This window comes from Pseudomonas sp. BIOMIG1BAC, assembly GCF_001705995.2.
GTDB lineage: Bacteria > Pseudomonadota > Gammaproteobacteria > Pseudomonadales > Pseudomonadaceae > Aquipseudomonas > Aquipseudomonas sessilinigenes.
Genome location: NZ_CP049045.1, coordinates 1,360,910 through 1,386,871, shown reverse-complemented (window position 1 = coordinate 1,386,871; position 25,962 = coordinate 1,360,910). Strand labels below are relative to the sequence as shown.

The 25,962-nt window shown below is 63.7% G+C and carries 22 protein-coding genes; 15 read left to right on the top strand and 7 right to left on the bottom strand.

Annotation, left to right across the window (positions count from 1 at the left end):
• Positions 1 to 91: 91 nt before the first annotated feature.
• The 4 genes from rhlB to ATY02_RS06315 all read left to right on the top strand — a co-directional run bounded on the left by rhlB (position 92) and on the right by ATY02_RS06315 (position 4,520).
• The gene (rhlB, locus tag ATY02_RS06330; protein ID WP_068583478.1) at positions 92 to 1,570 is read left to right on the top strand and encodes an ATP-dependent RNA helicase RhlB; all 1,479 of its coding nucleotides are present in this window, start codon (positions 92 to 94) and stop codon (positions 1,568 to 1,570) included.
• A 124-nt stretch (positions 1,571 to 1,694) separates the two neighbouring features.
• Positions 1,695 to 2,648, top strand: coding sequence for an ornithine cyclodeaminase family protein (locus tag ATY02_RS06325; RefSeq protein WP_068583475.1), 954 nt, complete (start codon positions 1,695 to 1,697; stop codon positions 2,646 to 2,648).
• 29 nt (positions 2,649 to 2,677) lie between these two features.
• Complete coding sequence (locus ATY02_RS06320; protein ID WP_068583471.1) at positions 2,678 to 3,805, top strand: NAD(P)/FAD-dependent oxidoreductase; 1,128 nt, start codon at positions 2,678 to 2,680, stop codon at positions 3,803 to 3,805.
• Between the two features lie 85 nt (positions 3,806 to 3,890).
• Positions 3,891 to 4,520 carry a helix-turn-helix transcriptional regulator gene (locus tag ATY02_RS06315; RefSeq protein WP_068608077.1) on the top strand — a complete coding sequence of 210 codons (630 nt, stop codon included), beginning with the start codon at positions 3,891 to 3,893 and terminating at the stop codon, positions 4,518 to 4,520.
• Between the two features lie 52 nt (positions 4,521 to 4,572).
• Here ATY02_RS06315 and ATY02_RS06310 read toward each other — a convergent pair whose 3' ends face one another.
• The 4 genes from ATY02_RS06310 to moaC all read right to left on the bottom strand — a co-directional run bounded on the left by ATY02_RS06310 (position 4,573) and on the right by moaC (position 6,729).
• Entirely contained in the window at positions 4,573 to 5,349 is a 777-nt protein-coding gene (locus ATY02_RS06310) for an ABC transporter substrate-binding protein (RefSeq protein WP_068583269.1), read from the bottom strand.
• Positions 5,350 to 5,562: 213 nt separating this feature from the next.
• On the bottom strand, positions 5,563 to 6,015 hold the full coding sequence (moaE, locus tag ATY02_RS06305) for a molybdopterin synthase catalytic subunit MoaE (RefSeq protein ID WP_068583267.1): 453 nt from the start codon (positions 6,013 to 6,015) through the stop codon (positions 5,563 to 5,565).
• Position 6,016: 1 nt separating this feature from the next.
• Positions 6,017 to 6,259, bottom strand: a complete 243-nt coding sequence (locus ATY02_RS06300) for a MoaD/ThiS family protein (RefSeq protein WP_068583265.1) — start codon at positions 6,257 to 6,259, stop codon at positions 6,017 to 6,019.
• Positions 6,256 to 6,729 (bottom strand): cyclic pyranopterin monophosphate synthase MoaC, encoded by a 474-nt coding sequence (moaC, locus tag ATY02_RS06295; protein ID WP_068583260.1) that lies wholly within the window; start codon positions 6,727 to 6,729, stop codon positions 6,256 to 6,258. Before moaC ends, ATY02_RS06300 begins: the two co-directional genes overlap by 4 nt.
• Before the next feature lie 188 nt (positions 6,730 to 6,917).
• On the opposite strand from moaC, the gene ATY02_RS06290 reads away from it, so the two are divergent.
• On the top strand, positions 6,918 to 7,364 hold the full coding sequence (locus ATY02_RS06290) for a DMT family transporter (protein ID WP_022642445.1): 447 nt from the start codon (positions 6,918 to 6,920) through the stop codon (positions 7,362 to 7,364).
• A gap of 7 nt (positions 7,365 to 7,371) precedes the next feature.
• Here the strand turns inward: ATY02_RS06290 and ATY02_RS06285 are convergent, their stop codons facing one another.
• The 3 genes from ATY02_RS06285 to ATY02_RS06275 form a co-directional block, all read right to left on the bottom strand.
• The gene (locus tag ATY02_RS06285) at positions 7,372 to 8,289 is read right to left on the bottom strand and encodes a LysR family transcriptional regulator (protein ID WP_022642444.1); all 918 of its coding nucleotides are present in this window, start codon (positions 8,287 to 8,289) and stop codon (positions 7,372 to 7,374) included.
• Between the two features lie 104 nt (positions 8,290 to 8,393).
• Positions 8,394 to 9,788, bottom strand: a complete 1,395-nt coding sequence (locus ATY02_RS06280; protein ID WP_068583191.1) for a PhoH family protein — start codon at positions 9,786 to 9,788, stop codon at positions 8,394 to 8,396.
• A 359-nt stretch (positions 9,789 to 10,147) separates the two neighbouring features.
• On the bottom strand, positions 10,148 to 11,272 hold the full coding sequence (locus ATY02_RS06275) for a polysaccharide deacetylase family protein (protein ID WP_068583193.1): 1,125 nt from the start codon (positions 11,270 to 11,272) through the stop codon (positions 10,148 to 10,150).
• A gap of 137 nt (positions 11,273 to 11,409) precedes the next feature.
• On the opposite strand from ATY02_RS06275, the gene yaaA reads away from it, so the two are divergent.
• From yaaA to ATY02_RS06220, 10 genes are all read left to right on the top strand, one after another.
• The gene (gene yaaA / locus ATY02_RS06270; RefSeq protein WP_068583196.1) at positions 11,410 to 12,189 is read left to right on the top strand and encodes a peroxide stress protein YaaA; all 780 of its coding nucleotides are present in this window, start codon (positions 11,410 to 11,412) and stop codon (positions 12,187 to 12,189) included.
• A gap of 813 nt (positions 12,190 to 13,002) precedes the next feature.
• Positions 13,003 to 14,319, top strand: a complete 1,317-nt coding sequence (locus ATY02_RS06260; protein ID WP_068583199.1) for a nucleotide sugar dehydrogenase — start codon at positions 13,003 to 13,005, stop codon at positions 14,317 to 14,319.
• An 88-nt stretch (positions 14,320 to 14,407) separates the two neighbouring features.
• Positions 14,408 to 15,889 (top strand): mannuronan synthase, encoded by a 1,482-nt coding sequence (gene alg8, locus ATY02_RS06255; protein WP_068583202.1) that lies wholly within the window; start codon positions 14,408 to 14,410, stop codon positions 15,887 to 15,889.
• A 35-nt stretch (positions 15,890 to 15,924) separates the two neighbouring features.
• Complete coding sequence (locus tag ATY02_RS06250; protein WP_068583205.1) at positions 15,925 to 17,094, top strand: alginate biosynthesis protein Alg44; 1,170 nt, start codon at positions 15,925 to 15,927, stop codon at positions 17,092 to 17,094.
• A 2-nt stretch (positions 17,095 to 17,096) separates the two neighbouring features.
• Positions 17,097 to 18,491 carry an alginate biosynthesis TPR repeat lipoprotein AlgK gene (gene algK, locus ATY02_RS06245; RefSeq protein WP_068583210.1) on the top strand — a complete coding sequence of 465 codons (1,395 nt, stop codon included), beginning with the start codon at positions 17,097 to 17,099 and terminating at the stop codon, positions 18,489 to 18,491.
• The gene (locus ATY02_RS06240) at positions 18,488 to 20,023 is read left to right on the top strand and encodes an alginate export family protein (RefSeq protein ID WP_416220654.1); all 1,536 of its coding nucleotides are present in this window, start codon (positions 18,488 to 18,490) and stop codon (positions 20,021 to 20,023) included. The genes algK and ATY02_RS06240 overlap by 4 nt, the downstream gene beginning before the upstream one ends.
• 26 nt (positions 20,024 to 20,049) lie before the next feature.
• On the top strand, positions 20,050 to 21,636 hold the full coding sequence (gene algG / locus ATY02_RS06235; protein ID WP_068583215.1) for a mannuronan 5-epimerase AlgG: 1,587 nt from the start codon (positions 20,050 to 20,052) through the stop codon (positions 21,634 to 21,636).
• 11 nt (positions 21,637 to 21,647) lie between these two features.
• Positions 21,648 to 23,096, top strand: a complete 1,449-nt coding sequence (locus ATY02_RS06230; protein WP_068583217.1) for an alginate O-acetyltransferase — start codon at positions 21,648 to 21,650, stop codon at positions 23,094 to 23,096.
• A gap of 8 nt (positions 23,097 to 23,104) precedes the next feature.
• Positions 23,105 to 24,229 carry a mannuronate-specific alginate lyase gene (locus ATY02_RS06225; protein WP_068583220.1) on the top strand — a complete coding sequence of 375 codons (1,125 nt, stop codon included), beginning with the start codon at positions 23,105 to 23,107 and terminating at the stop codon, positions 24,227 to 24,229.
• A 150-nt stretch (positions 24,230 to 24,379) separates the two neighbouring features.
• Positions 24,380 to 25,957, top strand: coding sequence for an MBOAT family O-acyltransferase (locus ATY02_RS06220; RefSeq protein WP_068583222.1), 1,578 nt, complete (start codon positions 24,380 to 24,382; stop codon positions 25,955 to 25,957).
• The last annotated feature ends 5 nt before the right edge of the window (positions 25,958 to 25,962 follow it).

Genomic DNA, 25,962 nt, shown 5'->3' with positions numbered 1-25,962 from the left:
CGCCCGTCGTTCACATGGCGAGCAACAGACTACGCCGCGCCCGTTTCTTGCATTACACTGGCCGGCGTACATTCCTTAACCAATTGATGAGATGACCGTGCTCAAAGCACTCAAGAAAATCTTCGGTAAAAGCGAGGCAGAGCCAAGCGCGCCAAGCCCCAGCGCCCCCATCACCCCCTCCAGCAGCCGCCATGACGGCCATCAGCCGGAACGGAGCGCGCCCGCTACCGCCACTAATAAAGAACCGGTGACCACACCGGCCGCCCCTTCCACTCCCAAGGCGCCGCGCGCGGAAAAACCCAAGGCCGAGCAGCGTCGTCCACGCGCCCCAAAACCGCCGGTGAGCACCTGGAAGCTGGAAGACTTCGTGGTCGAGCCCCAGGAAGGCAAGACCCGCTTCCACGACTTCAAGCTCACCCCGGAACTGATGCACGCCATCCACGACCTGGGTTTCCCCTACTGCACGCCGATCCAGGCCCAGGTACTGGGCTTCACCCTGGCGGGCAAGGACGCCATCGGTCGCGCCCAGACCGGCACCGGCAAGACCGCCGCGTTCCTGATCTCGATCATCACCCAGCTGCTGCAGACCCCGCCGCCCAAGGAACGCTACATGGGCGAGCCGCGGGCGCTGGTCATCGCGCCGACCCGGGAACTGGTGGTGCAGATCGCCAAGGACGCCGCGGCCCTGACCAAGTACACCGGCCTGAACGTGATGACCTTCGTCGGCGGCATGGACTTCGACAAGCAGCTCAAGCAGCTCGAAGCCCGCCACTGCGACATCCTGGTAGCCACCCCTGGCCGCCTGCTGGACTTCAACCAGCGCGGCGACGTGCACCTGGACATGGTCGAGGTGATGGTGCTGGACGAAGCCGACCGCATGCTCGACATGGGCTTCATCCCCCAGGTGCGGCAGATCATCCGCCAGACCCCGCCCAAGAGCGAACGCCAGACCCTGCTGTTCTCCGCCACCTTCACCGACGACGTGATGAACCTGGCCAAGCAGTGGACCACCGACCCGGCGATCGTCGAGATCGAAGCCGAGAACGTCGCCAACGCCAACGTCGAGCAGCACATCTACGCCGTGGCCGGTGCCGACAAGTACAAGCTGCTGTACAACCTGGTCAACGACAACGGCTGGGAGCGGGTGATGGTCTTCGCCAACCGCAAGGATGAAGTGCGGCGCATCGAGGAACGCCTGGTGCGTGACGGCGTCAACGCCGCCCAGCTCTCCGGCGACGTGCCGCAGCACAAAAGGATCAAGACCCTGGAAGGCTTCCGCGAAGGCAAGATCCGGGTCCTGGTGGCCACTGACGTCGCCGGCCGCGGCATCCACATCGACGGCATCAGCCACGTGATCAACTTCACCCTGCCGGAAGTCCCCGACGACTACGTGCACCGCATCGGCCGGACCGGCCGGGCCGGTGCCGACGGCGTATCCATCAGCTTCGCCGGCGAAGACGACTCCTACCAACTGCCAGCGATCGAGGAGCTGCTGGGGCGCAAGATCAGTTGCGAAATGCCGCCCACCGAGCTGCTGCGCGCCGTGGAGCGCAAGCGCCCGCAAGCCTGAGTCCAAGCGGACCTGGCCCAGTAAAGACGCAGCCTTGGGGCTGCGTTTTTTTTCGCCTGGATATTGCCCGAATAAACTAAAAGTCCATAATGGACAAATAAGTTTATAAAAACGGAGTTCCGCGATGTCCAGTACGCCATTCGTGATTGCCCAGCCCCAGGCCCGCCAGTTGCTGGAGCAGCTCGACGTGCCGCAGATCCTGCGCAAGATGTTCCGCGACCTGGCCGCCGGTCACGCCGTACAACCCGCCCAGCAACGGGTGGAATTCCCCCAGGGCGCCGGGGACTTCATCAACTATCTCGGGGTCATGGCCGAAGACCGGGTCTATGGGGTCAAGACCTCCCCCTATATCGTTCGCGCCGAAGGCCCGTTGGTCACCGCCTGGACCTTGCTGATGTCCATGGACAGCGGCCAACCGCTGCTGTTGTGCGATGCGGGCGAACTGACCACCGCACGCACCGCGGCCACTACGGCAGTCGCGGTGGACGCCCTGGCCGACGCCACGGCCCGGCGCCTGGCGATCATCGGCAGCGGCCCCGTGGCCCAGGCCCACCTGCGCTATGTACAAGGCCTGCGAGATTGGCAGAGCATCCGCGTCTATTCACCGAACCTGGCGCACAAGTCCGAGGCAGACTCCGCCCGCTGGAAGGCCCTCGACCCCCGCCTTGAAATAACCCGCCAGCGCGACAAAGCCCTGGAGCAGGCCGACGTGATCCTGCTCTGCACCTCATCCGCCGGGCCGGTAATCGACCCCAGCCAACTCGACAAGCCAGCGCTGATCACCTCCATCAGCACCAATGCGCCACGTGCCCATGAGGTCCCACCCGCCGCGCTGCCAGACATGCAGGTGTACTGCGACTATCGGCGCACCACCCCAGGCTCGGCCGGCGAGATGCTGGTCGCCAGCGAGCAGCACGGCTGGGACAGCGACATGATCCTTGGCGACCTGCCGGAACTGCTCAGCGGCCAGGCCAAGCGTCCGCACGGCGAGCGCCATGTGTTCTTCCGCTCCATCGGGCTGGGCCTGGAAGACATCGCCCTGGCCAATGCCCTGTACCACTTGCAGCGCCAGTCGTAACAGCCCATGGGTATTTTTCGGAGTTTTGCATGATCCAGGCAGATTTCATCATCATCGGCGGCGGAATCGCCGGAGCCTCCACCGGTTACTGGCTGTCGCCCCATGGTCGGGTCCTGGTGCTGGAGCGCGAGTCTCATCCGGGCTATCACTCCACCGGCCGCTCCGCCGCCCTCTACACCGCCGCCTATGGCACGCCCCAGGTCCGCGCCCTGACCCTGGCCAGCCGGGCGTTCTTCGACCAACCGCCCGAAGGCTTCTGCGAGCATCCGCTGTTGAGCCCGCGAGGCGAAATGACCGTGGACTTCGACAACGATCCCGACGAGTTGCAGCGCCAGTACCTGAGCGCCAAGGCCAGCGTGCCGCAGATGCAACTGCTCGACGCCGACGAAGCTTGCGCGCGCCTGCCGATCCTGCGCCGTGAAAAGGTCCACGGCGCCCTCTACGACCCGACTGCCAGCGACATCGACACCGATGCCCTGCACCAGGGCTACCTGCGTGGCATCCGGCGCAACCAGGGCCAACTGCATACCGATTGCGAAGTCCTGGGGCTGGAGCGCGATGCCCAGGGCCACTGGCTGGTACGCACCAGCGGCCAGACCTTCAGCGCCCCGGTGTTGATCAACGCCGCCGGTGCCTGGGCCGATCAGGTCGGCGTCCTCGCCGGTGCCCGGCCACTGGGCCTGCAGCCCAAGCGCCGCGCCGCGTTCATCTTCGCCGGCCCGCAAGACCCGGACTGCCAGCACTGGCCGATGCTGGTCAGCCTCGACGAATCCTTCTACATGAAACCCGATGCCGGCATGTTCCTCGGCTCACCGGCCAATGCCGACCCGGTGCCGCCCCACGATGTACAGCCCGAAGAGCTGGACATCGCCCTGGGCATCCACCAGATCGAAGAAGCCACCACCTTGAGCATCCGCCGGCCGACCCGGACCTGGGCCGGCCTGCGCAGCTTCGTCAGCGATGGCGACCTGCTGGCCGGGTTCGACCCGCAAGTGCCCGGGCTGTTCTGGGTGGCCGGCCAAGGCGGCTACGGCATCCAGACCTCACCGGCCATGGGCCAGGCCAGCGCCGCCCTGGTGCGTGGCGCAGCACTGCCGCAAGAGTTGGCTGATTTCGGCCTGGACACCGCCATGCTGTCCCCTGCCCGCCTGGGCTGACACCCCGGGATGACGCGCCCGGACGATTGCGGCACACTCCCAGCGCCCGCCAGCGGCGGGCGCTGAAGCCGCCAGGAGTACACCCATGACTACACCCGCCAAGGACCCTGTCCTGGACAATTTCCGGGCGATCGCCGACGCCATTGCCACCCTGTTCTTTCCCCACGCCGAAGTGGTGCTCCACGACTTGCGCACGCAGAAGGTCGACTACATCGCCAACAATCTGTCCAAGCGTGAAGTGGGTGACGATGCGGCCCTGGAAGACATGCTCAGCGGCGACAGCGATGAACGGAACATCGGCCCCTACGAAAAGCTCAACTGGGACGGCCAGAAGATCCGCAGCCTGAGCACCGTGCTGCGCGACACCAAGGGCCAGCCGCTGGCGGTGCTGTGCATCAACCTGAACATCTCGCTGTTCGAGAATGCCAAGGCCGCGCTGGACCTGTTCCTGTCTCCGAGCAAGCTGATCCCGCAGCCGGACTCACTGTTTCGCGATGACTGGCAGGAACGGATCAACACCTTCCTGCACAACTGGCTGCGCGAGCGCCAGCTGGGCCTGAACCTGCTGACCCGCGACCACAAGCGTGAACTGGTGCTGGCGCTGCACGCCGAAGGCGCATTCAAGGGCAAGAGTGCCGCCAACTATGTGGCCAACGTGCTGAACATGGGCCGGGCGACGGTGTACAAGCACCTCAAGGAACTCAAGGAACAGTGATCCTCGGCGAGCGAGCGCCCCTGGGAGCGATCGCTCGCAAACGCCTGCGGCATCAGTCGCCGTAGATATCCGACTTGAAGTACTTGGCCTGGATCTTCTGATACTCGCCGTTGGCGCGGATGCCGGCGATGGCCTTGTCCAGCTCGCCCACCAGTTGCTCGTTACCCTTGCGCACAGCGATCCCGGCGCCCTCGCCGACGTACTTCGGATCCTTGAGCTCCGGGCCGACGAAGGCATAGTCGGCGCCGCGGGGCATCGACAGGAAATCCTCCAGCGGAATGGTGTCAGCGAAGATCGCATCCAGGCGCCCCGCCGCCAGGTCCATGTAGATCTCTTCGTTATTGCTGTAGCGCACTACCTTGATGCCCTTGGGCTCCAGGACCTCGGTGGCGTAGCGGTCGGTGGTGGTGGAACGCTGCACACCGATGGTCTTGCCCTTGAGGCTCTGGTACTGGTCGTCCACCACGGCGCCTTTCTTCATCACCAGGCGCGACGAGGTGAAGTAGTACCTGTGGGTGAAATCCACCGACTTGCGGCGCTCGGCAGTGATGGTCATGGACGACAGCGCGGCATCGATCTTCTTCACCTTCAGCGATGGAATCAGCCCATCGAACTCGACCTCGGTCCACTCGCACTTGACCTGCATCTGCGCGCACAGGGCATTGCCGATGTCGTAGTCGAAGCCCCCGATCTTGCCTTCGGCGGTCTTGAAGGCGAAGGGTGGATAGGCGGCCTCGATCCCGAAGCGCAGGGTCTTCTCGGCGGCCGAGAGCTGGGTGCACGCCAACAGGCCCAGGACCAGGCCGCTGATGAGGGGGAGTTTTTTCATGTTCGTTCTCTCGCGAATTGTTGTTGGTTTGGCAAGACAGAAAGAAGAGGTGGAACGGCAGAGCTGTTTTGTACTTTGAAATCCATACTGGACTTTAATGTACACATCGTCAACGGGGCACAGCAACGCCTGCACCTGGTGATCACCAGGAACAGGCGCGCGGCTTGGCAGGTGTTGCGCAAGGCGCAGGAATGCGCCAAGGCGTGTACTGGATCAGTCTTCCCAGCGCTCGGCGGCGGCCTGGTCACTGTGCCGGCCCTCGACCCAGCGCGGGCCATCGGCGGTCTGCTCCTTCTTCCAGAACGGCGCCCGGGTCTTGAGGTAATCCATCACGAAGGCACACGCGTCGAAGGCCGCCTGGCGATGGGCGCTGGCCGCGGCGACGAAGACGATCGGCTCGCCCGGGGCCAGGGCGCCGATGCGGTGCAGGATCTCCAGCTTGAGCAACGGCCAGCGCAGCCCGGCCTCCTCGGCGATCTTGGCCAGGGCCTTCTCGGTCATGCCCGGATAGTGCTCGAGGAACATCCCGTGGACATCCTGGCCATCGTTGAAATCACGCACGTAGCCGACGAAGCCCACCACCGCGCCAACGCCGACATTGGCCGCGTGCATGGCATTGAGTTCGGCACCGGGATCGAATGCCGCGTCCTGTACCCGAATGCCCATGTCAGCCTCCGGTCACGGTGGGAAAGAACGCCACTTCATCGCCGTCGGCCAGGGGTTCGGCCAACGGGCACAACTCCTCGTTGCGCGCGCACATCAGGTTCTGCTCCCCCAGCACCGGGGCGCCCACGCCTTGCAGCAGGTGCTGGCGCACATCCTCGACGGTACGGAACTCGCCGTCGACCAGGGTTTCATCCAGGCCGATGGCCTCGCGATAACGGGCAAAGAATTTCACCTTGATCTTCATGCCGGCTCCGCCTGGTAGTGGCCGCTCTTGCCGCCGAGTTTCTCCAGCACCCGCACGCCCTCGATGATCATGCCCCGGTCCACGGCCTTGCACATGTCGTAGATCGTCAGCGCGGCGACACTGGCGGCGGTCAGCGCCTCCATCTCCACCCCGGTCTGCCCCGACAACTTGCAGCGCGCCACGATGTGCACGCTGTCCTCGCCCTCGGCGCGCAGCTCGACCTTGACGCTGGTGAGCATCAACGGATGGCACAGGGGAATCAGGTCGCTGGTCTTCTTCGCGGCCTGGATCCCGGCGATCCGCGCCACGGCGAACACATCGCCCTTGGGATGACCGCCGCTGACGATCATCTGCAAGGTTTGCGGGAGCATGCGCACCCGGGCTTCGGCCGTCGCTTCGCGAAACGTCACGGCCTTGTCGGTGACGTCGACCATATTGGCGCGCCCTTGGGAATCGAGATGAGTCAGCACGGCGTTACTCCTGATCAGGTGGGGCGATTGTAAACCCGCCGGTCAGTTTTCCGCACGGGACAATCTGCCGCCACCAGGGCCCTGCGGCCCGGAATCGACCCGACGAATGGCCCACATCAGAACAGCGAATTGGAGCCGCTGCCAGCATCCGCGTACAAGGTCAGGCAACGACACAGAGGAACTTCTTCATGGCCTTGCTCATCCCGATCCTGCTCAGCCTGCTCGCCGGTTTCGCCGTGCCCCTGCAGGCTGGAACCAACGCCCGGCTGGGCAGCCTGCTGGGGCATCCACTCTGGGCCACCGGCATCTCGCTGCTGGTGAGCCTGCTGGCCCTGGGCGTGCTGCTGCTGTTCATCAAGGTGCCTCGGCCCAACCTGCTGGCCGCCGCCCAGGGGCCCTGGTGGATCTGGCTCGGGGGCCTGGCCGGGGTGCTCTACATCACCGTGGCGCTGCTGATGGCGCCACGCCTGGGAGCGCTCAACTTCATCATGGCGGTGATCATCGGCCAGCTACTGATCTCGCTGATCATCGATTACTTCGGCCTGGTGGGCCTGCCGCAAAAGGACATCAGCCTGCAGAAGCTCTTCGGCGTGCTGGTGGTGATCGGCGGTTTCGTGATCACCGTCCGCGGCTGACGCCTCCTCAGGGTCCGGCCACGCTGGCAAGGCGGATCTGCTCGCGCAGCCAGGCATGGGCCGGGTCGTCACGGGAGCGCCCATGCCAGACCTGGACAAAATTGAACGCCGGCACCTGCATCGGCGGCGCCAGGCGCACCAGGCCATCCTCCAGCGCCAGCTCATCCAGGGTACGACTGGCCACCGTGAGGATCAGGTCGGTGCCACGGATCATTCCCGGCGCCGTGCCCCAATGGGGCACGCTGACCACGATCTGGCGCTGCAAGCCCTTATCCCGCAGGCGATGATCGACTTCGCCGTTGAAACAGCCATCCATCGACACCTGCAAATGCGGCCGGGCCAGGTACTGCGCCAGGTCCAGGGTGCCATCGGGGCCCAGGGTCGTGCGATCCAGCAGGCAGCTGAAGGTCTCCTCGAACAGCACCTCCTTGACCACCTCCTCCGACAGGTCGGGAAACACCCCCAGGGCCAGGTCCAGCTTGCCCTGCACCACTTGCTCGAACATTTCGTGGCGGCTGCCCTGGGTCACCACCACCCGCATCAGCGGAGCCTCCTGGCGCAGGCGCACCAGCAACCGGGGCAGCACGATCGCCGCGCCGTAGTCGGACATCGCCAGGTGGAAGATGCGCTGGGAAGCGGCCGGGTCGAAGTCGATGGACTTGCCCAGCAGGGTCTCTATCTGGCTGAGGATTTCCTTGAGCGGCGCTTGCAGGCTGCGGGCCAGTGGGCTGAGCAACACATCGTTGCCCTGGCGGATCAGCAGCGGGTCGTCCAGGAGCGAGCGCAACTTGCCCAGGGAGTGGCTGATGGCCGGCTGGCTCAGGTGCAGGCGCTCGCCGGTGCGGGTCACGTGCTTCTCCGTCAGCAGTGCATCGAGCACCACCAACAGGTTCAGGTCGATATTGCGCAGGGAAACAGTGGCCATCCGGGCGTTCCAGGTTCACGGCGGGAACGCAGGATACCCCAGGCCCCGCAGGCGAATGCAAAACGGGCGGCCCAAAGGCCGCCCGTGGCAGGTGTGGGAGGAAACTACAGGTGGCTTTCGGCGTATTCGGCCAGGATCGAGCGCGGCACCCCTTGCAGGGTGATGTGCACGCCGTTGGGGAAGTCCTTGAAGCGTTCGGTGAGGTAGGTCAGCCCGGAGCTGGTGGCCGACAGGTAAGGGGTATCGATCTGCGCCAGGTTGCCCAGGCACACCACTTTGGAACCGGCGCCGGCACGGGTGATGATGGTCTTCATCTGGTGCGGGGTGAGGTTCTGGCATTCGTCGATCAGGATCAGGCTCTGTTGGAAACTGCGACCGCGAATGTAGTTCAGGGATTTGAACTGCAACGGCACCTTGCTGAGGATGTAGTCGACGCTGCCATGGGTGCTCTCGTCATCCATGTGCAGGGCCTCGAGGTTGTCGGTGATCGCGCCGAGCCAGGGCTCCATCTTCTCCGCCTCGGTGCCCGGCAGGAAGCCGATCTCCTGGTCCAGCCCCTGCACGCTGCGGGTGGCGATGATGCGCCGGTAGCGCTTGCTGACCATGGTCTGCTCGATGGCAGCGGCCAGGGCCAGGATGGTCTTGCCGGAGCCGGCAGCGCCGGACAGGTTGACCAGGTGGATGTCCGGATCGAGCAGCGCGTACAAGGCCAGGGCCTGGTAGATATCACGGGGCTTCAGGCCCCAGGCCTCCTGGTGCAGCAGGGGCTCCTGGTGCAGGTCGAGGATCAGCATCACACCGTCGCGGATTTCCTTGACCCAGCCGACGAAGCCCTGCTCGTCGATGATGAACTCATTGATGTGCACCACCGGCAGCTCGTCGTTCAACTGCACCTGGTGCCAGGTCCGACCGTGATCCTGGCGGGTCTCGACCTTGCTCACCCGGTCCCAGAACGAACCGCTCATGTTGTGGAAGCCGTTGGGCAACAGCTCCACGTCGTCCACCAGCTGGTCGGTGCTGTAGTCCTCGGCGGCGATCCCGCAGGCCCGCGCCTTGAGGCGCATGTTGATGTCCTTGGTCACCAGCACCACGGACAAGTCCTTGTTGCGCGCGTGCAGATCGACCAACTGGTTGATGATGATGTTGTCGTTGAGGTTGTCCGGCAGCAGGCTGTTGGGCTCGTTGCGCTTGCTCATCAGGATCGACAGCAAGCCCTTCGGATCGCCCTTGCCACGCTGGATCGGCACCCCCAGCTCGACATCCTCGGGCGAGGCCTCGCCCAGGGTCTTGTCGATCAGGCGAATCGCCTGGCGGCACTCGGCGGCCACGCTGTGATGCCCGCTCTTGAGCTTGTCCAGCTCCTCCAGGACGGTCATCGGGATCACGACATGGTGTTCTTCGAAATTCAGCAGGGCGTTGGGATCGTGAATCAATACATTGGTATCGAGTACGTAAAGGATTGGCTGGTTGGAGGAAGGGCTGCGTCCGCGGTCATCCATACTCGGTCACCTTATGTGGGAGCCAGTCGACGCCATACCATCGGGTATCGCGCCTCGAAGAACCACCGAAATCCACCCATCCGGGTTGGAGGTGAGCCGCACACACAAGGAGTCTTGGGAGACGCCACCTGTGTCGCAGGTTTCGGCGGTCTGAGTCCGTAATACTCCAAAAAGCGTGACAGGAAAAAGCACTTTGACGCTTTTTTGATGTTTATTTTTCAGAGTGACGAATAGCCCTTGGCGAGCGGCCCGGGCGCCGCTAAAGTCGGAAGTCCGCCTGCCTCGAAATCCCTTGCGGATTTGCCCTTTTCCCCTGGTTTTCCTGCCCTTGTCCCGTATTTACGGGCATTTTGCGTTTTTCAGCGAAACGCATCCTGGCAGTCTTCCCAACCGATCCCGCTTTGCGCGGTCTGTCCCAGCAACCAGGGCAGGCTGACCTTGACCCCATCCTGCTTGGCATTGAAGGCAATCACTCCGCGGCGCCACAACAGCATCAGGGTCAGTACCCGCTGGCCGCTCTCCTGGGCCTTGAGCTTGCCCGGGCCGTCCTGGGCATCGATGTCCCACAACGCCACCTGCATGCCCTGGGCATTGAAGAAGGCCTGGGCGTCTGCCCGGCGCTGGCCCATGGGTGGGCGGAACAGCGGCACGTAGTTTTCCGGCAGCTTGCCCTTGACCAGGTCGGCACTGCGCTGGATCGAGTACTGCCAATCCTGCCAATGGCTATGGGAGCGGAACTCCCAGCCCTGGACGCCAACGCACTGACGCGAATACAAGGACTGCAGGCTGGCCACCGAAGCCAGGTTCAGGCGGCTCTGGACATCGTTGCCCAGGACGAAGAAGGTACCGTTGAGGTTGGACTTGCGCAGGTACTCGGTGAGCCAGGCGGTGTTGTCCGGCGCCAGGTTGGCGGCACTGTCGAAAGTCAGCAGGAACATCCGGTCATGGAGTTCGTCGCCATTGCGCTCGTATTCGCCCAGGCGCAAGACCTCGCTGCTGGTCTGCGGGGCCAGGGCGGCCTTGCGCAACAATTCGTCCAGGTACTGTTCATGGAAGGTCCGGCTCGGTTCGCCCCAGCGGGCGTAATAGGAATCCTCGCCCAGCTGGAACTTACCGGCCTGCTTGCGCAGCTGCTGCATGTTCTCCACCAGGAAACAGAAGGAGGCGTCCTGGTCGCAGCTCTGCTGGGCGAAGTCGTAGTTCTCCAACAGGCGCTTCCACAGCTGTTCACGCAGGCTGCCGATGGCCTCCATGTTGATCATGCGCAGCCCCAGGCGCTGCTTCAACGAGGCCTCGTCCCAGGACTCGCTGACCAGCAAGGCACGGGCGAACGTGAGGATCTCCGCTCGCGAGGCAACGTCGAACAGGGTCGGACTGTCGAGCTTTTCCGGCCAGGTGCTGCGGTCCAGGGTCGCCACATCATTGGGCGTCGCCAGCGCACTCACACTCAAAAGCCAGGCCGAAAAGAAAAACGCGATACGCAAAAGGGATGCCTCCAGAACAGAACCCGCGCGGCACTATAGCCGATCCCCACCTGCGCCACGCGTCAGCTATTGCCTCGATAGGTGGAGTCCGACGGCCCGAGCCCCTAGAATCCCCCGACGCTTAAAGGAGACGCCCCATGCTGATGGTGATTTCACCCGCCAAGACCCTCGACTACGAGACCCCGCCGGTAACCCAGCGCTTTACCCAGCCGCAATACCTCGACCACTCCCAGGAACTGATCCAGCAACTGCGGGAACTGACCCCGGCGCAGATCAGCGAGCTGATGCACGTCTCCGACAAGATCGGCGGCCTCAACGCCGCACGCTTCGGCAGCTGGACCCCGGCCTTCACCCCCGCCAACGCCAAGCAGGCCCTGCTGGCGTTCAAGGGCGACGTCTATACCGGGCTCGATGCCCAGACCCTTGGCGAGGCGGACTTCGACTACGCCCAGCAGCACCTGCGCATGCTCTCCGGCCTCTATGGCCTGCTGCGCCCCCTGGACCTGATGCAACCCTATCGCCTGGAAATGGGCACCAAGCTGGCCAACGCCCGGGGCAAGGACCTGTATGCGTTCTGGGGAACTCGCATCAGCCAATGGCTCAACGAAGCCCTGGCCGAGCAAGGCGACGACCTGTTGCTCAACCTGGCGTCCAACGAATACTTCTCGGCGGTCAAGCGCACAGCCCTCCAGGCGCGGATCATCAATACCGAGTTCAAGGACCTGAAGAACGGCCAGTACAAGATCATCAGCTTCTATGCCAAGAAGGCCCGGGGCATGATGAGCCGCTTCGTGATCCAGGAACGCATTAACGACCCGGCCCAACTCAAGCAGTTCGACGTCCAGGGCTACCGTTTCAGCGCCGAACAATCCAAGGCCGACAACCTGGTGTTCCTGCGCGACCACGCACCGGAGTAAAGCGCGTCCCCTACCGCGCTCGCCGGCTCCTGGCGAGCGCGCCAGAATGTGATCATGTACACATTTCCCCGCTAAAAATCGTCATTTTAATGACGCCATAAAAATTTCATGTAATTCCATGACTTTTCTTTCACTCGACAAGAGTGATTTTTTTCAGTAGTGGCACCACTTTTTTTATCCGGTAGTGGCACAAAAATATCCCACTGCTTTAACTCCCCATAACTAAAGGGCGAAACCCTTAGTGCTATCAAATTGCGAGCAGTGCCATCTTTTTCAATATTCAAAGAAATTTCAGAAAACAGGATGAGCGGACCGGAACTATGCCTGCGGAGACCGTTCATACCACCGGTAACGATTCTCAACGACGTTGTACGAGATGACTTACATGGACAGCTTAAAAACTAAGCAAGTTATGAAACCGCTTATAGCGGCGTAACGAAAACTTGAACTAACCGAATAACAACAGGAGATAAGACCCCTAACTATCCCCTAACAAGCCAAGGAGCAGCTGGCCTTCAAGGCCTCCCAACAAGCAATTGGAGATCACGAACCACGTGGCATCCAGCCATCCACAGGAACACGAATGGTTTTTCGGGAGTCCTGCAGCAGGAGCCGTCGGCAACATTCAAGGGCACATCCAAACAACAAGGATCAGTTGCGCACAACATGAGTGCAAATATTAAGTCACTCGGAACTTAGTCTGCCCGCACAGGATACTACCGCGTATTTCGCCGTACTTCCCAGTGCACAACTACAGCTGGCAAACATTAACTCCGGCCATCTAATGGCGTGAATAACACAGAGGTAAATGCGATGCGCATCAGCATATTTGGTTTGGGTTACGTCGGTGCAGTCTGTGCCGGTTGCCTGTCCGCCCGGGGCCATGAAGTGGTTGGCGTAGATATCTCCAAAGACAAGATCGACCTGATCAACGCCGGCAAGTCGCCGATCGTCGAGCCGGGCCTGGGTGAACTCCTGGAGCAGGGAATCCGCACGGCCCGCCTGCGCGGCACCACCAACTTCGCCGAAGCCATCCGCGATACCGACCTGTCAATGATCTGCGTCGGTACCCCGAGCAAGAAGAACGGCGACCTGGAACTGGACTACATCGAATCGGTGTGCCGCGAAATCGGTCTCGTCCTGCGCGATAAAGCCACCCGCCACACGGTGGTGGTACGCAGCACGGTGCTACCGGGCACCGTGAAGAACGTGGTGATCCCGATCCTCGAGGACTGCTCGGGCAAGAAGGCCGGCGTCGACTTCGGCGTCGCGGTCAACCCCGAGTTCCTGCGCGAGAGTACCGCGATCAAGGACTACGACTTCCCGCCCATGACCGTCATCGGCCAGCTCGACCAGGCCTCCGGCGATGTGCTGCAAGCGCTCTACGAAGAACTCGACGCGCCGATCATCCGCAAGGACATCGAGGTCGCCGAGATGATCAAGTACACCTGCAACGTCTGGCACGCGACCAAGGTCACCTTCGCCAACGAGATCGGCAACATCGCCAAGGCGGTGGGCGTCGATGGCCGCGATGTGATGAACGTGGTCTGCCAGGACAAGACCCTCAACCTGTCCCAGTACTACATGCGCCCGGGCTTCGCTTTCGGCGGCTCGTGCCTGCCCAAGGACGTGCGCGCCCTGACCTACCGCGCCGGTGCCCTGGACGTACAGGCGCCACTGCTCAACTCGCTGATGCGCAGCAACGAATCCCAGGTGCAGAACGCCTTCGACATCGTCGAAAGCCACGACAAGCGCAAGGTCGCCCTGCTCGGCCTGAGCTTCAAGGCCGGTACCGACGACCTGCGGGAAAGCCCGCTGGTGGAGCTGGCGGAAATGCTCATCGGCAAGGGCTTCGACCTGCGCATCTACGACAGCAACGTCGAGTACGCCAGGGTCCACGGCGCCAACAAGGACTACATCGAATCGAAGATCCCCCACGTCTCGTCCCTGCTCAATTCGGACTTCGACGCGGTGATCGACCATTCCGATCTGATCATCCTGGGCAACCGCGACGAGAAGTTCCGCGCCCTGGTCGAGGACGTCCCCCACGGCAAGCAGGTCATCGACCTGGTGGGCTTCATGTCCAAGGGCACCTGCACCCAGGGCCGTACCGAAGGCATTTGCTGGTAACGGCAGCGGCAAGCTCCGAGCGTCAAGCCGCAAGTATGAGCACCGCGCTTGCAGCTTGGAGCTTGCAACTGATTTTAGGACGTTGATTATGCACAGGCTAAAACACTGCCTGCTCCAGGCCGCCGGTTGGCTGTTCTACCTGAGTCTGTTGATGGGGATGGCCCTGCTGTTGCCCGCCTCGACCTTCGACTCGCAGTCCAAGGACTTCATCTTCCTGATCGGTGCCGTGGGCATCTGGCGCTACTCCATGGGCGCCACGCATTTTGTGCGCGGCATGCTGTTCCTCTACGTGGTCTACCCGCACCTGCGGCGCAAAGTGCGCAAGCTCGGCAAGGCGGCCGACCCGTCCCATGTGTACCTGATGGTCACCAGCTTTCGCATCGAGGCGCTGACCACCGCCCAGGTCTACGGCTCGGTGATCCGCGAAGCCATCGACTGCAGTTTTCCCACCACCGTGGTCTGCTCGATCGTGGAGATGTCCGACGAGCTGCTGATCAAGAGCCTGTGGGCGCGGATGAACCCGCCCGAGCGGGTCAAGCTGGACTTCGTGCGCATTCCCGGCACAGGCAAGCGCGACGGCCTGGCCTTTGGCTTCCGCGCCATCTCCCGCCACCTGCCGGACGAACGTGCCGTGGTCGCGGTGATCGACGGCGACACCGTGCTGGCCGAAGGCGTGGTCCGCAAGACCGTGCCCTGGTTCCAGTTGTTCGGCAATGTCGGCGGCCTGACCACCAACGAATTCTGCGAAGTGCGCGGCGGCTACATCATGAGCGAGTGGCACAAGCTGCGCTTCGCCCAGCGGCACATCAACATGTGCTCCATGGCCCTGTCCAAGCGGGTGCTGACCATGACCGGACGCATGTCGGTGTTTCGCGCCACCGTGGTCACCGACCCGGACTTCATCGCCGACGTCGAGAGCGACTCCCTGCAACACTGGCGCCTGGGCCGCTTCAAGTTCCTCACCGGCGACGACAAGTCCAGCTGGTTCAGCCTGATGCGCCTGGGCTACGACACCTTCTACGTGCCTGACGCGGCGATCAACACCGTGGAGCACCCGCCGGAGAAGAGCTTCATCAAGGCCAGCCGCAAGCTGATGTTCCGCTGGTACGGCAACAACCTGCGGCAGAACTCCCGGGCCCTGGGCCTGGGGATCAAGCGCCTGGGCCTGTTCACCAGCGTGGTGCTGTTCGACCAGAGGGTATCGATGTGGACCTCGCTGCTGGGCCTGACGGTGGCCATCATCGCCAGCTTCAAGTACGGCACCGCGTTCATCCTCGCCTACCTGCTGTGGATCGGCATCACCCGGCTGATCTTGACCCTGCTGTTGTCCTGCTCGGGGCACCGGATCGGCCCGGCCTATCCGCTGATCCTCTATTACAACCAGATCGTCGGGGCCCTGGTGAAGATCTACGTGTTCTTCCGCCTCGACCAGCAATCCTGGACCCGCCAGGACACCAAGCTGACCCGCGACCTCGCCAGTTTTCAACGTTGGTTCAACACCTGGTCGTCCCGGACCATGACCTTCTCGGCCGGCAGCGTATTCGTCGCCGTACTGCTGCTGATGGTCTGAACCGCCCTGCCCGAATGAACTAGGAAATCGACCCTATGAACACCGCCGTCAACGTCAACGTAGTGCATGAATCCGAAGCCCAGCGCCAGCACGCCCGGGTCAGGATCCCGGCCAAGCTGCGCTTCTTCGGCACCGAGGCCAAGCCCCTGGAGGTGCGGATCCACGACCTCTCCGCCGGCGGCCTGAGCTTCAACGCCAGGCAACAACTGCTGGCCGTGGGCAGCGTGCACAAGGGCCGCCTGCAATTCGTCATCGACAACCTCGGCCTGGCCATGGACGTGGAGCTGCAAGTGCGCTCCTTCGACCGCCAGAACGGCCGCGTCGGCTGCCAGTTCCAGAACCTGGAACCCCAGGACATCGCCACCCTGCGCCACCTGATCACCTCGCACCTGGCCGGCGACCTCGTCAGCATGGGCGACGTGCTCGCCACCCTGCAGCGCGACAACTTCACCAAGGCGCGCAAGAGCAAGGACAACAGCAGCGGCATGAGCCCCCTGGGCCGCCTGCGGGCCGTGACCTTCAGTGCCGGGATCTTCATCGTCGGCCTGGCCGCCTTCGGCTTCATCCTCAAGTCGGTGTATGGCATGTACTTCGTCAGCCACGCCGAGGCTGGCCTGGTGAATGTGCCGGGAATGAACGTGACCATGCCCCGCGACGGCACCGTGCAAAGCCTGGTGCAAGCCAACGGCAACGTGGCCAAGGGCGCGCCCCTGGCCAGCTTCAGCACCAGCATGCTGGATGTGCTCAAGGGCCACCTGGACGAAAACCAGCTACAACCAGCCAAGGTCGAGGAGCTGTTCGGCAAGCAGATGACCGGCACCCTGACCTCGCCCTGTGACTGCACCGTGGCCCAGCAACTGGTGGCCGACGGTCAGTACGCCAGCAAGGGCGACGTGATCTACCAACTGGTGCCACGGGGCAGCCTGGCCACTGTCGAGGCGCGCTTCTCCTACCGCCAGTTCGGCGACGTGCGCCCGGGCACCAAGGTCAACTTGCAGGTCGCCGGCGAAGACCAGGTGCGCACCGGCACCATCGTCAGCAGCACCAGCCTCAACGGCAACGACCTGTCTTCGGATATCCGCGTACAGATCAAGCCCGACGCGCCCCTGGGCAGCGAGTTCGCCGGCCGTCCGGTGGAGGTCAGCAGCGACCGCGGGCCTTCGATGAACTGGCTGATCGACAAAGCCATGGCCGCGGGTCTGTAACCATGAACACGCCTACCCAACTCGCGGTGTTGCCGTTGGTGGCTGCCCTGGCCCTGGCCGGTTGCGCCGGCCTGCCGGACCAGCGCCTGGCCAACGAAGCCCTCAAGCGCGGCGATACCGCCCTGGCCCAGCAGAACTATCGCCAGCTGGCGGACCTGGGTTATAGCGAGGCGCAAGTGGGCCTGGCGGATATCCAGGTGGAAAGCCGCGACCCGGCGCAGGTCAAGCAGGCCGAGGCCACCTACCGCGCCGCCGCCGATACCTCGCCACGGGCCCAGGCGCGCCTGGGCCGGTTGCTGGCGGCCAAGCCCGGGGCCAGCGACGCCGAACAGCACGAAGCCGAGGGCCTGTTGAAGAAGGCCTTCGCCAACGGCGAAGGCAACACCCTGATCCCCCTGGCGATGCTCTACCTGCAATATCCCCACAGCTTCCCCAATGTCGACGCCCAGCGGCAGATCGGCCAATGGCGCGCCGCCGGCTACCCCGAGGCCGGGCTGGCCCAGGTCCTGCTGTATCGCACCCAGGGCACCTACGACCAGCACCTGGATGAGGTGGAGAAGATCTGCAAGGCCTCCTTGAACAGCACCGATATCTGCTACGTCGAGCTGGCCACCGTCTACCAGAAGCGCGGCCAGGCCGAGCAGCAAGCCGATCTGGTCAAGCAACTGCAAGCCAGCCATGGCCGTGGCACCGTCAGCGCCCAGCGGGTCGACAGCGTGGCCCGGGTCCTGGGCGACGCCAGCCTCGGCAAGCCCGACGAAAAAACCGCCCAGGCCCTGCTCGAGCAAGTGGCCCCGGTGTACCCGGCGTCCTGGGTCAGCCTGGCGCAACTGCTCTACGACTTCCCCGAACTGGGCGACGTCGAGCAAATGATCAAGTACCTGGACAACGGCCGCGCCGCCGACCAGCCCCGCGCCGAACTGCTGCTGGGCAAGCTCTACTACGAGGGCAAGTGGGTGCCGGCCGATGCCAAGGTGGCCGAGCAACACTTCAAGCAAGCCCTGGGCCGCGAGGTCGCCGCCGACTACTACCTGGGGCAGATCTACCGCCGTGGCTACCTGGGCCAGGTGTATCCGCAAAAGGCCCTGGACCATCTGCTGACCGCTGCCCGCAACGGCCAGAACAGCGCCGACTTCGCCATTGCCCAGCTGTTTTCCCAGGGCCGCGGCACCCGCCCCGATCCGGTCAATGCCTACGTCTTCAGCCAGCTGGCCAAGGTCCAGGACACCCCCCAGGCCAACGAACTGGCCCAGCAACTCGATGAACAACTGCCCCCCGGCCAACGCGCCGAAGCCCAGCGCCTGCTGCAACAGGAACAGGCCGTACGCGGCACCCTGGCCCAGAGCACGCTGCAACTGCAGGCCCTGCAGGAAGAAGACGGCGAGGAATCCCTATGAAACGCTCTACTCACCTTGTAGCCGCTGCCGCAGGCTGCGACCGCCAGGCCCCCTTGCGCCTGTCGAAGCTGGGGCTTGCCCTGGGTTGCGCCCTGGCCTGGTCGACACCCTCTTTCGCGGCACTGAGCGAAACCAAGAACTTCGGTCTGGAAGTGAAGATCACCGCGCAATCCGAGGACGACCGCGACCTGGGTACCCAGCGTGGCGGCGACGTCAACGGCATCGGCCTGGACCTGCGTCCCTGGGTCTATGGCGAAAGCGGCAACTGGAGCGCCTATGCCATGGGCCAGGCGGTGACCTCCACCGATGTGATCGAGACCGACACCCTGCAACAATCCAGCGACGATGCCAGCCAGCAGTCGGCCAACGACGACCGCAAGGCCAAGAAGAACTACCTGGCCCTGCGCGAGTTCTGGGTCGGCTACAGCGGCTTCACCGCCTACCCCGGCGAGCAACTGAAGTTCGGCCGCCAGCGCCTGCGCAACGACGACGGCCAATGGCGCGACACCAACATCGAAGCGCTGAACTGGACCTTCGACACCACCCTGCTGCGGGCCAACCTGGGCCTGGCCGAGCGCTTCAGCGAATACCGCACCGACCTCAAGGAACTGGCGCCCAAGGACAAGGACCGCCTGCACGCCTACGCCGACGTCGCCTACCAGTGGACGCCCGGCCAATGGGTGGGCATTCGCGCCCATCACACCCACGATGACGGCAAGCTCGACTATGCCGAGCCCGGAGTCGCCAGCGACCCGCTGGACAAGAAGCAGAACGGCGACCTGACCTGGCTCGGCCTGGAAGCCAACAGCGACGCCTATAACTGGCGCAACACCAATACCGTCAACTACTGGGCCAGCCTCACCGGCATGCGCGGCGACCGCGACACGGTCAACCCGCTGAACGCCGACGGCAGTCGCCCGACCCAGGCCAAGCGCGGGGACAACCTCAACGGCTGGGCCACCGACCTGGGGGTGCGCCTGCGCCTGGACCCGAACTGGCAAGTGGGCGCGGCCTATGCCCGGGCCAGCGCCGAGTACGAGCAGAACGGCCTGCAAAGCAACCGTTCCAACTACACCGGCACCCGCTCCCGGGTGCACCGCTTCGGCGAAGCCTTCCGGGGCGAAATGAACAACACCCAGACCGCCACCCTGTTCGGCGCCTGGCAGTTGCGCGAGGACTACGACGCCAGCCTGGTCTACCACAAGTTCTGGCGCGTGGACGGCAACAAGCCGGTGGGCAGCAACGGTATCAACGCGGTGGACAACAACTACGACGACACCACCGGCGCCCTGCTGGGCAGCACCTCGCTCCCCCTGCAAGACGGCAAGAAGGACCTCGGCCAGGAGATGGACCTGGTGGTCACCAAGTACTTCAAGCAAGGCCTGTTGCCGGCGGCCCTGAGCCAGTCGATCGACGAGCCCGCGGCCCTGGTGCGTTTTCGCGGTGGCGTGTTCAAGCCCGGCGACGCCTACGGCAAGGACGTCGACTCCTATATGCACCGCGCCTTCATCGACGTGATCTGGCGCTTCTGAGGCCAGCCATGAACGGAGTCCCCCAGATGCATCGCCATCCCCACACCCCGCTGCACAAAGGCTCCCTGGGCCTGCTGGCCGGCGCCCTGCTGCTGGCCAGCGGCACAGCCCTGGGCAACGTCGAGGCGGCCAAGGCGCCGATCGTTGCCAAAGAGCTGCAACAGGCCAAGACCTATACCGTCAGCAGCGCCCCCACCGAACCGCTGGCCCTGGCCAAGCCGACCCTGCCCGACCTCTCCGGCTACACCGCCGAAGCCGTGGCGGCGAAGATCGTGCGCAGCAAGCCGGGCAAGATCAGCGTGCGGCGGATGATGCAGGAAGACGCCCTGAAGGACTTCATCGGCGGCGACAACAAGATGGCCGAATGGGTGGTGCGCCAACACGGCATTCCCCAGGCGATCTTCGTCGACGATGGCTACGTCAACCTCAAGGACCTGGTAGGCAAGCTGCCCAAGCAGTACATCAGCGAAACCGCCCCTGGGGTCTACCTGGCCCGCCTGCCGATCGTGGTCGGGCGCCACGGCATCCTGGAGATCGACCAGCAGACCCGCGAGCTGCGCCTGTCCCAGGAAGCCGGCGCGTTCCTGGTCAACGATGGCCAGCTGTTCGTGCGCGATACCCAGGTCACCGGCTGGCGCGAGAAGGACAACGGCCCGGCGACCTTCCGCTCGGCCAAGGAGTTTCGCCCCTTCCTGCTGGCCTGGGGCGGCACCCAGACCTACATCGCCAACAGCAAGATGGCCAGCTTCGGCTACGCCAATTCCAAGTCCTACGGGGTGAGCATTTCCCAGTACACGCCGAACATGGCCAAGGTACTCAAGCGCCCCGAGCCCACCGGCTGGATCATCGATTCTGCGTTCTCGGACATGTGGTACGGCTTCTATTGCTACGAGACCGAAGGCTTCGTGCTCAAAGGCAATACCTACCGCGACAACATCGTCTACGGCATCGACCCCCACGACCGTTCCCACGGTCTGATCATTGCCGAGAACACCGTCTACGGCACCCGGAAGAAGCACGGCATCATCATTTCCCGGGAGGTGAACGACAGCTTCATCTTCAACAACCGCAGCTACGACAACCACCTCTCGGGGCTGGTGATCGACCGTAACAGCATCAACAACCTGATCGCCTACAACGAGATCTACCGCAACCACACCGACGGCATCACCCTCTACGAGAGTGCCGACAACCTGATCTACGGCAACAAGGTAGTCAGCAACCGCCGCCACGGCATCCGCATCCGCAACAGCGTCAACATCCGCCTGTACGAAAACATCGCCATGGCCAACGGTCTGACCGGGGTCTACGGCCACATCAAGGACCTGACCAACACCGACCGCGACATCAAGCTCGACCCGTTCGATGCCCAGGTCTCGCTGATCGTGGTCGGCGGCGAGCTGGCGGCCAACGGCAGCGGACCGATGTCCATCGACTCGCCCCTGAGTGTGGAGCTGTACCGGGTGTCGATGCTGGCACCGACCAAGAGCAGCGGCATCAGCTTCTCCGGCGTGCTGGGCGAGCGCCAGGACGAAATTCTCGACCTGCTGGTACGCCAGCGCAAAGCCGTATTGATCGACCCCGTCGAACGCCAGACCGAAATGCGCGATTGAGGATGACTTGCATGCACCCACACTTGATCAAATTCCTGGGCTTGTCGGCCCTCGCCGCGGGCATCCTCGCTGCCAGCGCCACGGCCCGGGCCGATGAGGTCGCCGCGCCGTCGTTCAAGGCCGAGCCATGCTGCAACCTGTGCCCGGCCGCCCACGATGCGAAGAACTACGTGACCCGCTACCAGCAGAACTTCACCACCCTGGTACAGGCACAGGGCGACTGGCTGTTCCGTACCCAGGAAGATTTGCGTACCGAGTTCAACACCACACCCGAAGGCTATCGCCGCCTCAAGCAGTTGCACGAAGCCTTCAAGAGCAAGGGCGTGGAACTGGTGGTGGTCTACCAGCCGACCCGCGGCCTGGTGAACCGCAACAAGCTCAACCCGGCGGAAAAAGCCCGCTTCGACTACGACAAGGCCCTGGCCAACTACAAGGCCATGCTCGGGCGTTTCGCGCAGATGGGCTACGTGGTCCCGGACCTGTCGCCGCTGACCGACGAGCAATTGCCCGAGACCCTGCCGGCCCACGACTTCTACTTCCGTGGGGACCAGCACTGGACCCCCTACGGCGCCCAGCGCACGGCGCGGATCGTCGCCGACAAGGTCAAGCACCTGCCGGCGTTCGCCGACATTCCCCGGCGCGAGTTCCAGACCCACAAGTCCGGGCGCATGGGCAAGACCGGCACCCTGCACAACATGGCCGGGCAGCTGTGCGGCACCAGCTATGCGATCCAGTACATGGACCAGTTCACCACCGAACCCAAGGGCGAGGCCGGCGATGGCGATCTGTTCGGCGACTCCGGCAACCCGCAGATCACCCTGGTGGGCACCAGCCACAGCGGCAAGAACTACAACTTCGCCGGTTTCCTGGAAGAGGCCATCGGTGCCGACATCCTCAACGTCGCCTTCCCCGGCGGCGGCCTGGAAGGCTCGATGCTGCAATACCTGGGCAGCGAGGAGTTCCAGAAGAACCCGCCGAAGATCCTGATCTGGGAGTTCTCGCCGCTGTACCGCCTGGACCAGGAAACCATCTACCGGCAGATGATGGCGCTGCTGGACAACGGCTGCGAAGGCAAGCCGGCGCAGATGAGCGCCAGCACCACCTTGAAGCCCGGCAAGAACGAGCTGCTGGTCAACAGCCAGAACAAGGACCTGCGCAACAGCGCCCACCAGGTGGACATCCGCTTCGCCGACACCTCGGTGAAAACCCTGCAGGCCACCCTCTGGTACATGAACGGCCGGCACGAGGACATCAAGATCGAAAAACCGGAGACATCCGACACCGACGGGCGCTTCGCCTTCGAACTGCGTACCGACGAGGACTGGGCCGCGCAAAACCTGCTGGCGGTGGAAATCCAGGGCCCCGAGGCCGGCACCGCCTTGCAGAAGGTCGAAGCGAAAATCTGCAAACGCAACGTGTTCCCGAGCGCCGAGCAACGCACCGCGCAGATCGGGCAGTGAGGTTATCCATGCAAAGCACACGCGTGACACAACTACTGATACCGGGCCTGCTGGGGCTGGCGATGGTCGCTGGCAGTGCCCAGGCCGCCGCGCCGCTGCGCCCGCCCCAGGGCTACTACGCCCCGGTAGACAAGTTCAAGACCGGCGACAACAGTGACGGCTGCGATGCGATGCCGGCCCCCTACACCGGCGCCCTGCAGTTTCGCAGCAAGTACGAAGGCTCGGACAAGGCCCGGGCGACCCTCAACGTGCAATCGCAACAGGCCTTCCATGACAGCACCGCGGACATCACCAAGATCGAGCGCGGCACCAGCAAGCAGGTCATGCAGTTCATGCGCGACGGTCGTCCGCAGCAGCTGGACTGCACCCTGAACTGGCTCAGTGCCTGGGCCCAGGCCGACGCGTTGATGTCCAAGGACTTCAACCACACCGGCAAGTCCATGCGCAAATGGGCCCTGGGCAGCATGGCCTCGGCCTACCTGCGGCTGAAGTTCTCCGACTCCCATCCCCTGGCCACTCACCAGGAGCAGGCGCAGAAGATCGAGGCCTGGTTCGGCAAGATGGCCGACCAGGTGGTCAGCGACTGGGACAACCTGCCCCTGGACAAGACCAACAACCATTCCTACTGGGCCGCCTGGTCGGTAATGGCCACCGCCGTGGCCACCAACCGCCGCGACCTGTTCGACTGGGCCGTCAAGGAATACAAGGTCGGCGCAGGCCAGGTCGACGCCGACGGCTACCTGCCCAACGAACTCAAGCGCCAGCAACGGGCCCTGGCCTACCACAACTACGCCCTGCCGCCGCTGGCGATGATCGCCAGCTTCGCCCAGGTCAACGGCGTCGATCTGCGCCAGGAAAACAACAGCGCGCTCAAGCGCCTGGGCGAGCGGGTGCTGGCCGGGGTCAAGGACCCGGACACCTTCGAGCGCAAGAACGGCAAGCAGCAGGACATGACCGACCTCAAGGTCGACGCGAAATTCGCCTGGCTCGAGCCCTTCTGCAGCCTCTACACCTGCGCCCCGGATGTGCTGGAACGCAAGCACAAGATGCAGCCGTTCAAGACCTTCCGCCTGGGCGGCGACCTGACCAAGGTCTACGACCCGAACCATGAAAAGGGCAACAAAGGCCTGTAGGCCATGCACAGAACCTACAGGGGACGTTGTGAGGGTTGATGCGCACGCCGGACGGCGTCGGTGAATGCAATACGCCTCCCATGGTTTTCCACGGGGGGGTTTGGGGGGGGCTGCGGCCCCTGACTATTGGTTAAACATGGAGAGCTCGGGATGGTTTTCTCATCCAATGTGTTCCTGTTCCTGTTCTTGCCGGTGTTCCTCGGCTTGTACTACGTGAGCGGGCAACGCTATCGCAACCTGTTGCTGCTGATCGCCAGCTACGTGTTCTACGCCTGGTGGCGGGTGGACTTCCTCGCGCTGTTCGCCGCGGTCACCTTGTGGAACTACTGGATCGGCCTGAAGGTCGGCGCCGCCGGCGTCATGACCAAGCCCGCCCAGCGCTGGCTGCTGTTGGGAGTGGCGGTGGACCTGTGCATCCTCGGCTACTTCAAGTACGCCAACTTCGGCGTCGAAAGCCTCAACGCGATCATGACCTCCATGGGCCTGGAGCCGTTCATCCTGACCCACGTGCTGTTGCCGATCGGTATCTCGTTCTACATCTTCGAGTCCATCAGCTACATCATCGACATCTACCGCGGCGACACCCCGGCGACCCGCAACCTGATCGACTTCGCAGCGTTCGTGGCGATCTTCCCGCACCTGATCGCCGGCCCGGTGTTGCGCTTTCGCGACCTGGCGGACCAGTTCAACCACCGCACCCACACCCTGGACAAGTTCTCCGAAGGCTGCACGCGCTTCATGCAGGGCTTCATCAAGAAGGTGTTCATCGCCGACACCCTGGCGGTGGTCGCCGACCATTGCTTCGCCCTGCAACACCCCACCACGGGTGACGCCTGGCTGGGCGCCCTGGCCTACACCGCGCAGCTGTACTTCGACTTCTCCGGCTACAGCGACATGGCCATCGGCCTCGGGTTGATGATGGGCTTTCGCTTCATGGAGAACTTCAAGCAGCCCTACATCAGCCAGTCGATCACCGAGTTCTGGCGGCGCTGGCACATCAGCCTGTCCACCTGGCTGCGCGACTACCTGTACATCACCCTGGGCGGCAATCGCAAAGGCACCCTGATCACCTATCGCAACCTGTTCTTGACCATGCTCCTGGGCGGCCTGTGGCACGGCGCCAACTTCACCTACATCGTCTGGGGCGCCTGGCACGGCATGTGGTTGGCCATCGAGAAGGCCCTGGGCATCAACACCAGCCCACGCAGCCTCAACCCGATCCGCTGGGCCCTGACCTTCCTGCTGGTGGTGATGGGCTGGGTGATCTTCCGCGCCGAGAACCTGCACGTGGCCGGGCGCATGTACGGCGCCATGTTCAGCTTCGGCGACTGGTCGCTGTCGGAACTCAACCGCGCCAGCCTCACCGGCCTGCAAGTGGCGACCCTGGTCGTGGCCTACCTGACCCTGGCGTTCTTCGGCCTGCGCGACCTGTATCGCAACCCGGCGCCGACCAAGGGCAAGCCCGAAACCGGCCCGGCCCTGGACACCCAAGCCGATGGCCCGGCCACTGCCCAACCCGGCCTGATCAAGGCAGCACCCGGCGACAACCCCGGCAGCATCCACCAGCCGGGCTACATCGTCGGCCGCGAGGCCCAGGTGCAACCGGCCTACTGGAGCGCCGACTGGTCGCGCTATGCCATGCGCGCCCTGGTGCTGCTGCTGTTCATCGCCTCGATTCTCAAACTCTCGGCGCAAAGCTTTTCGCCGTTCCTGTACTTCCAGTTCTGAGGAGG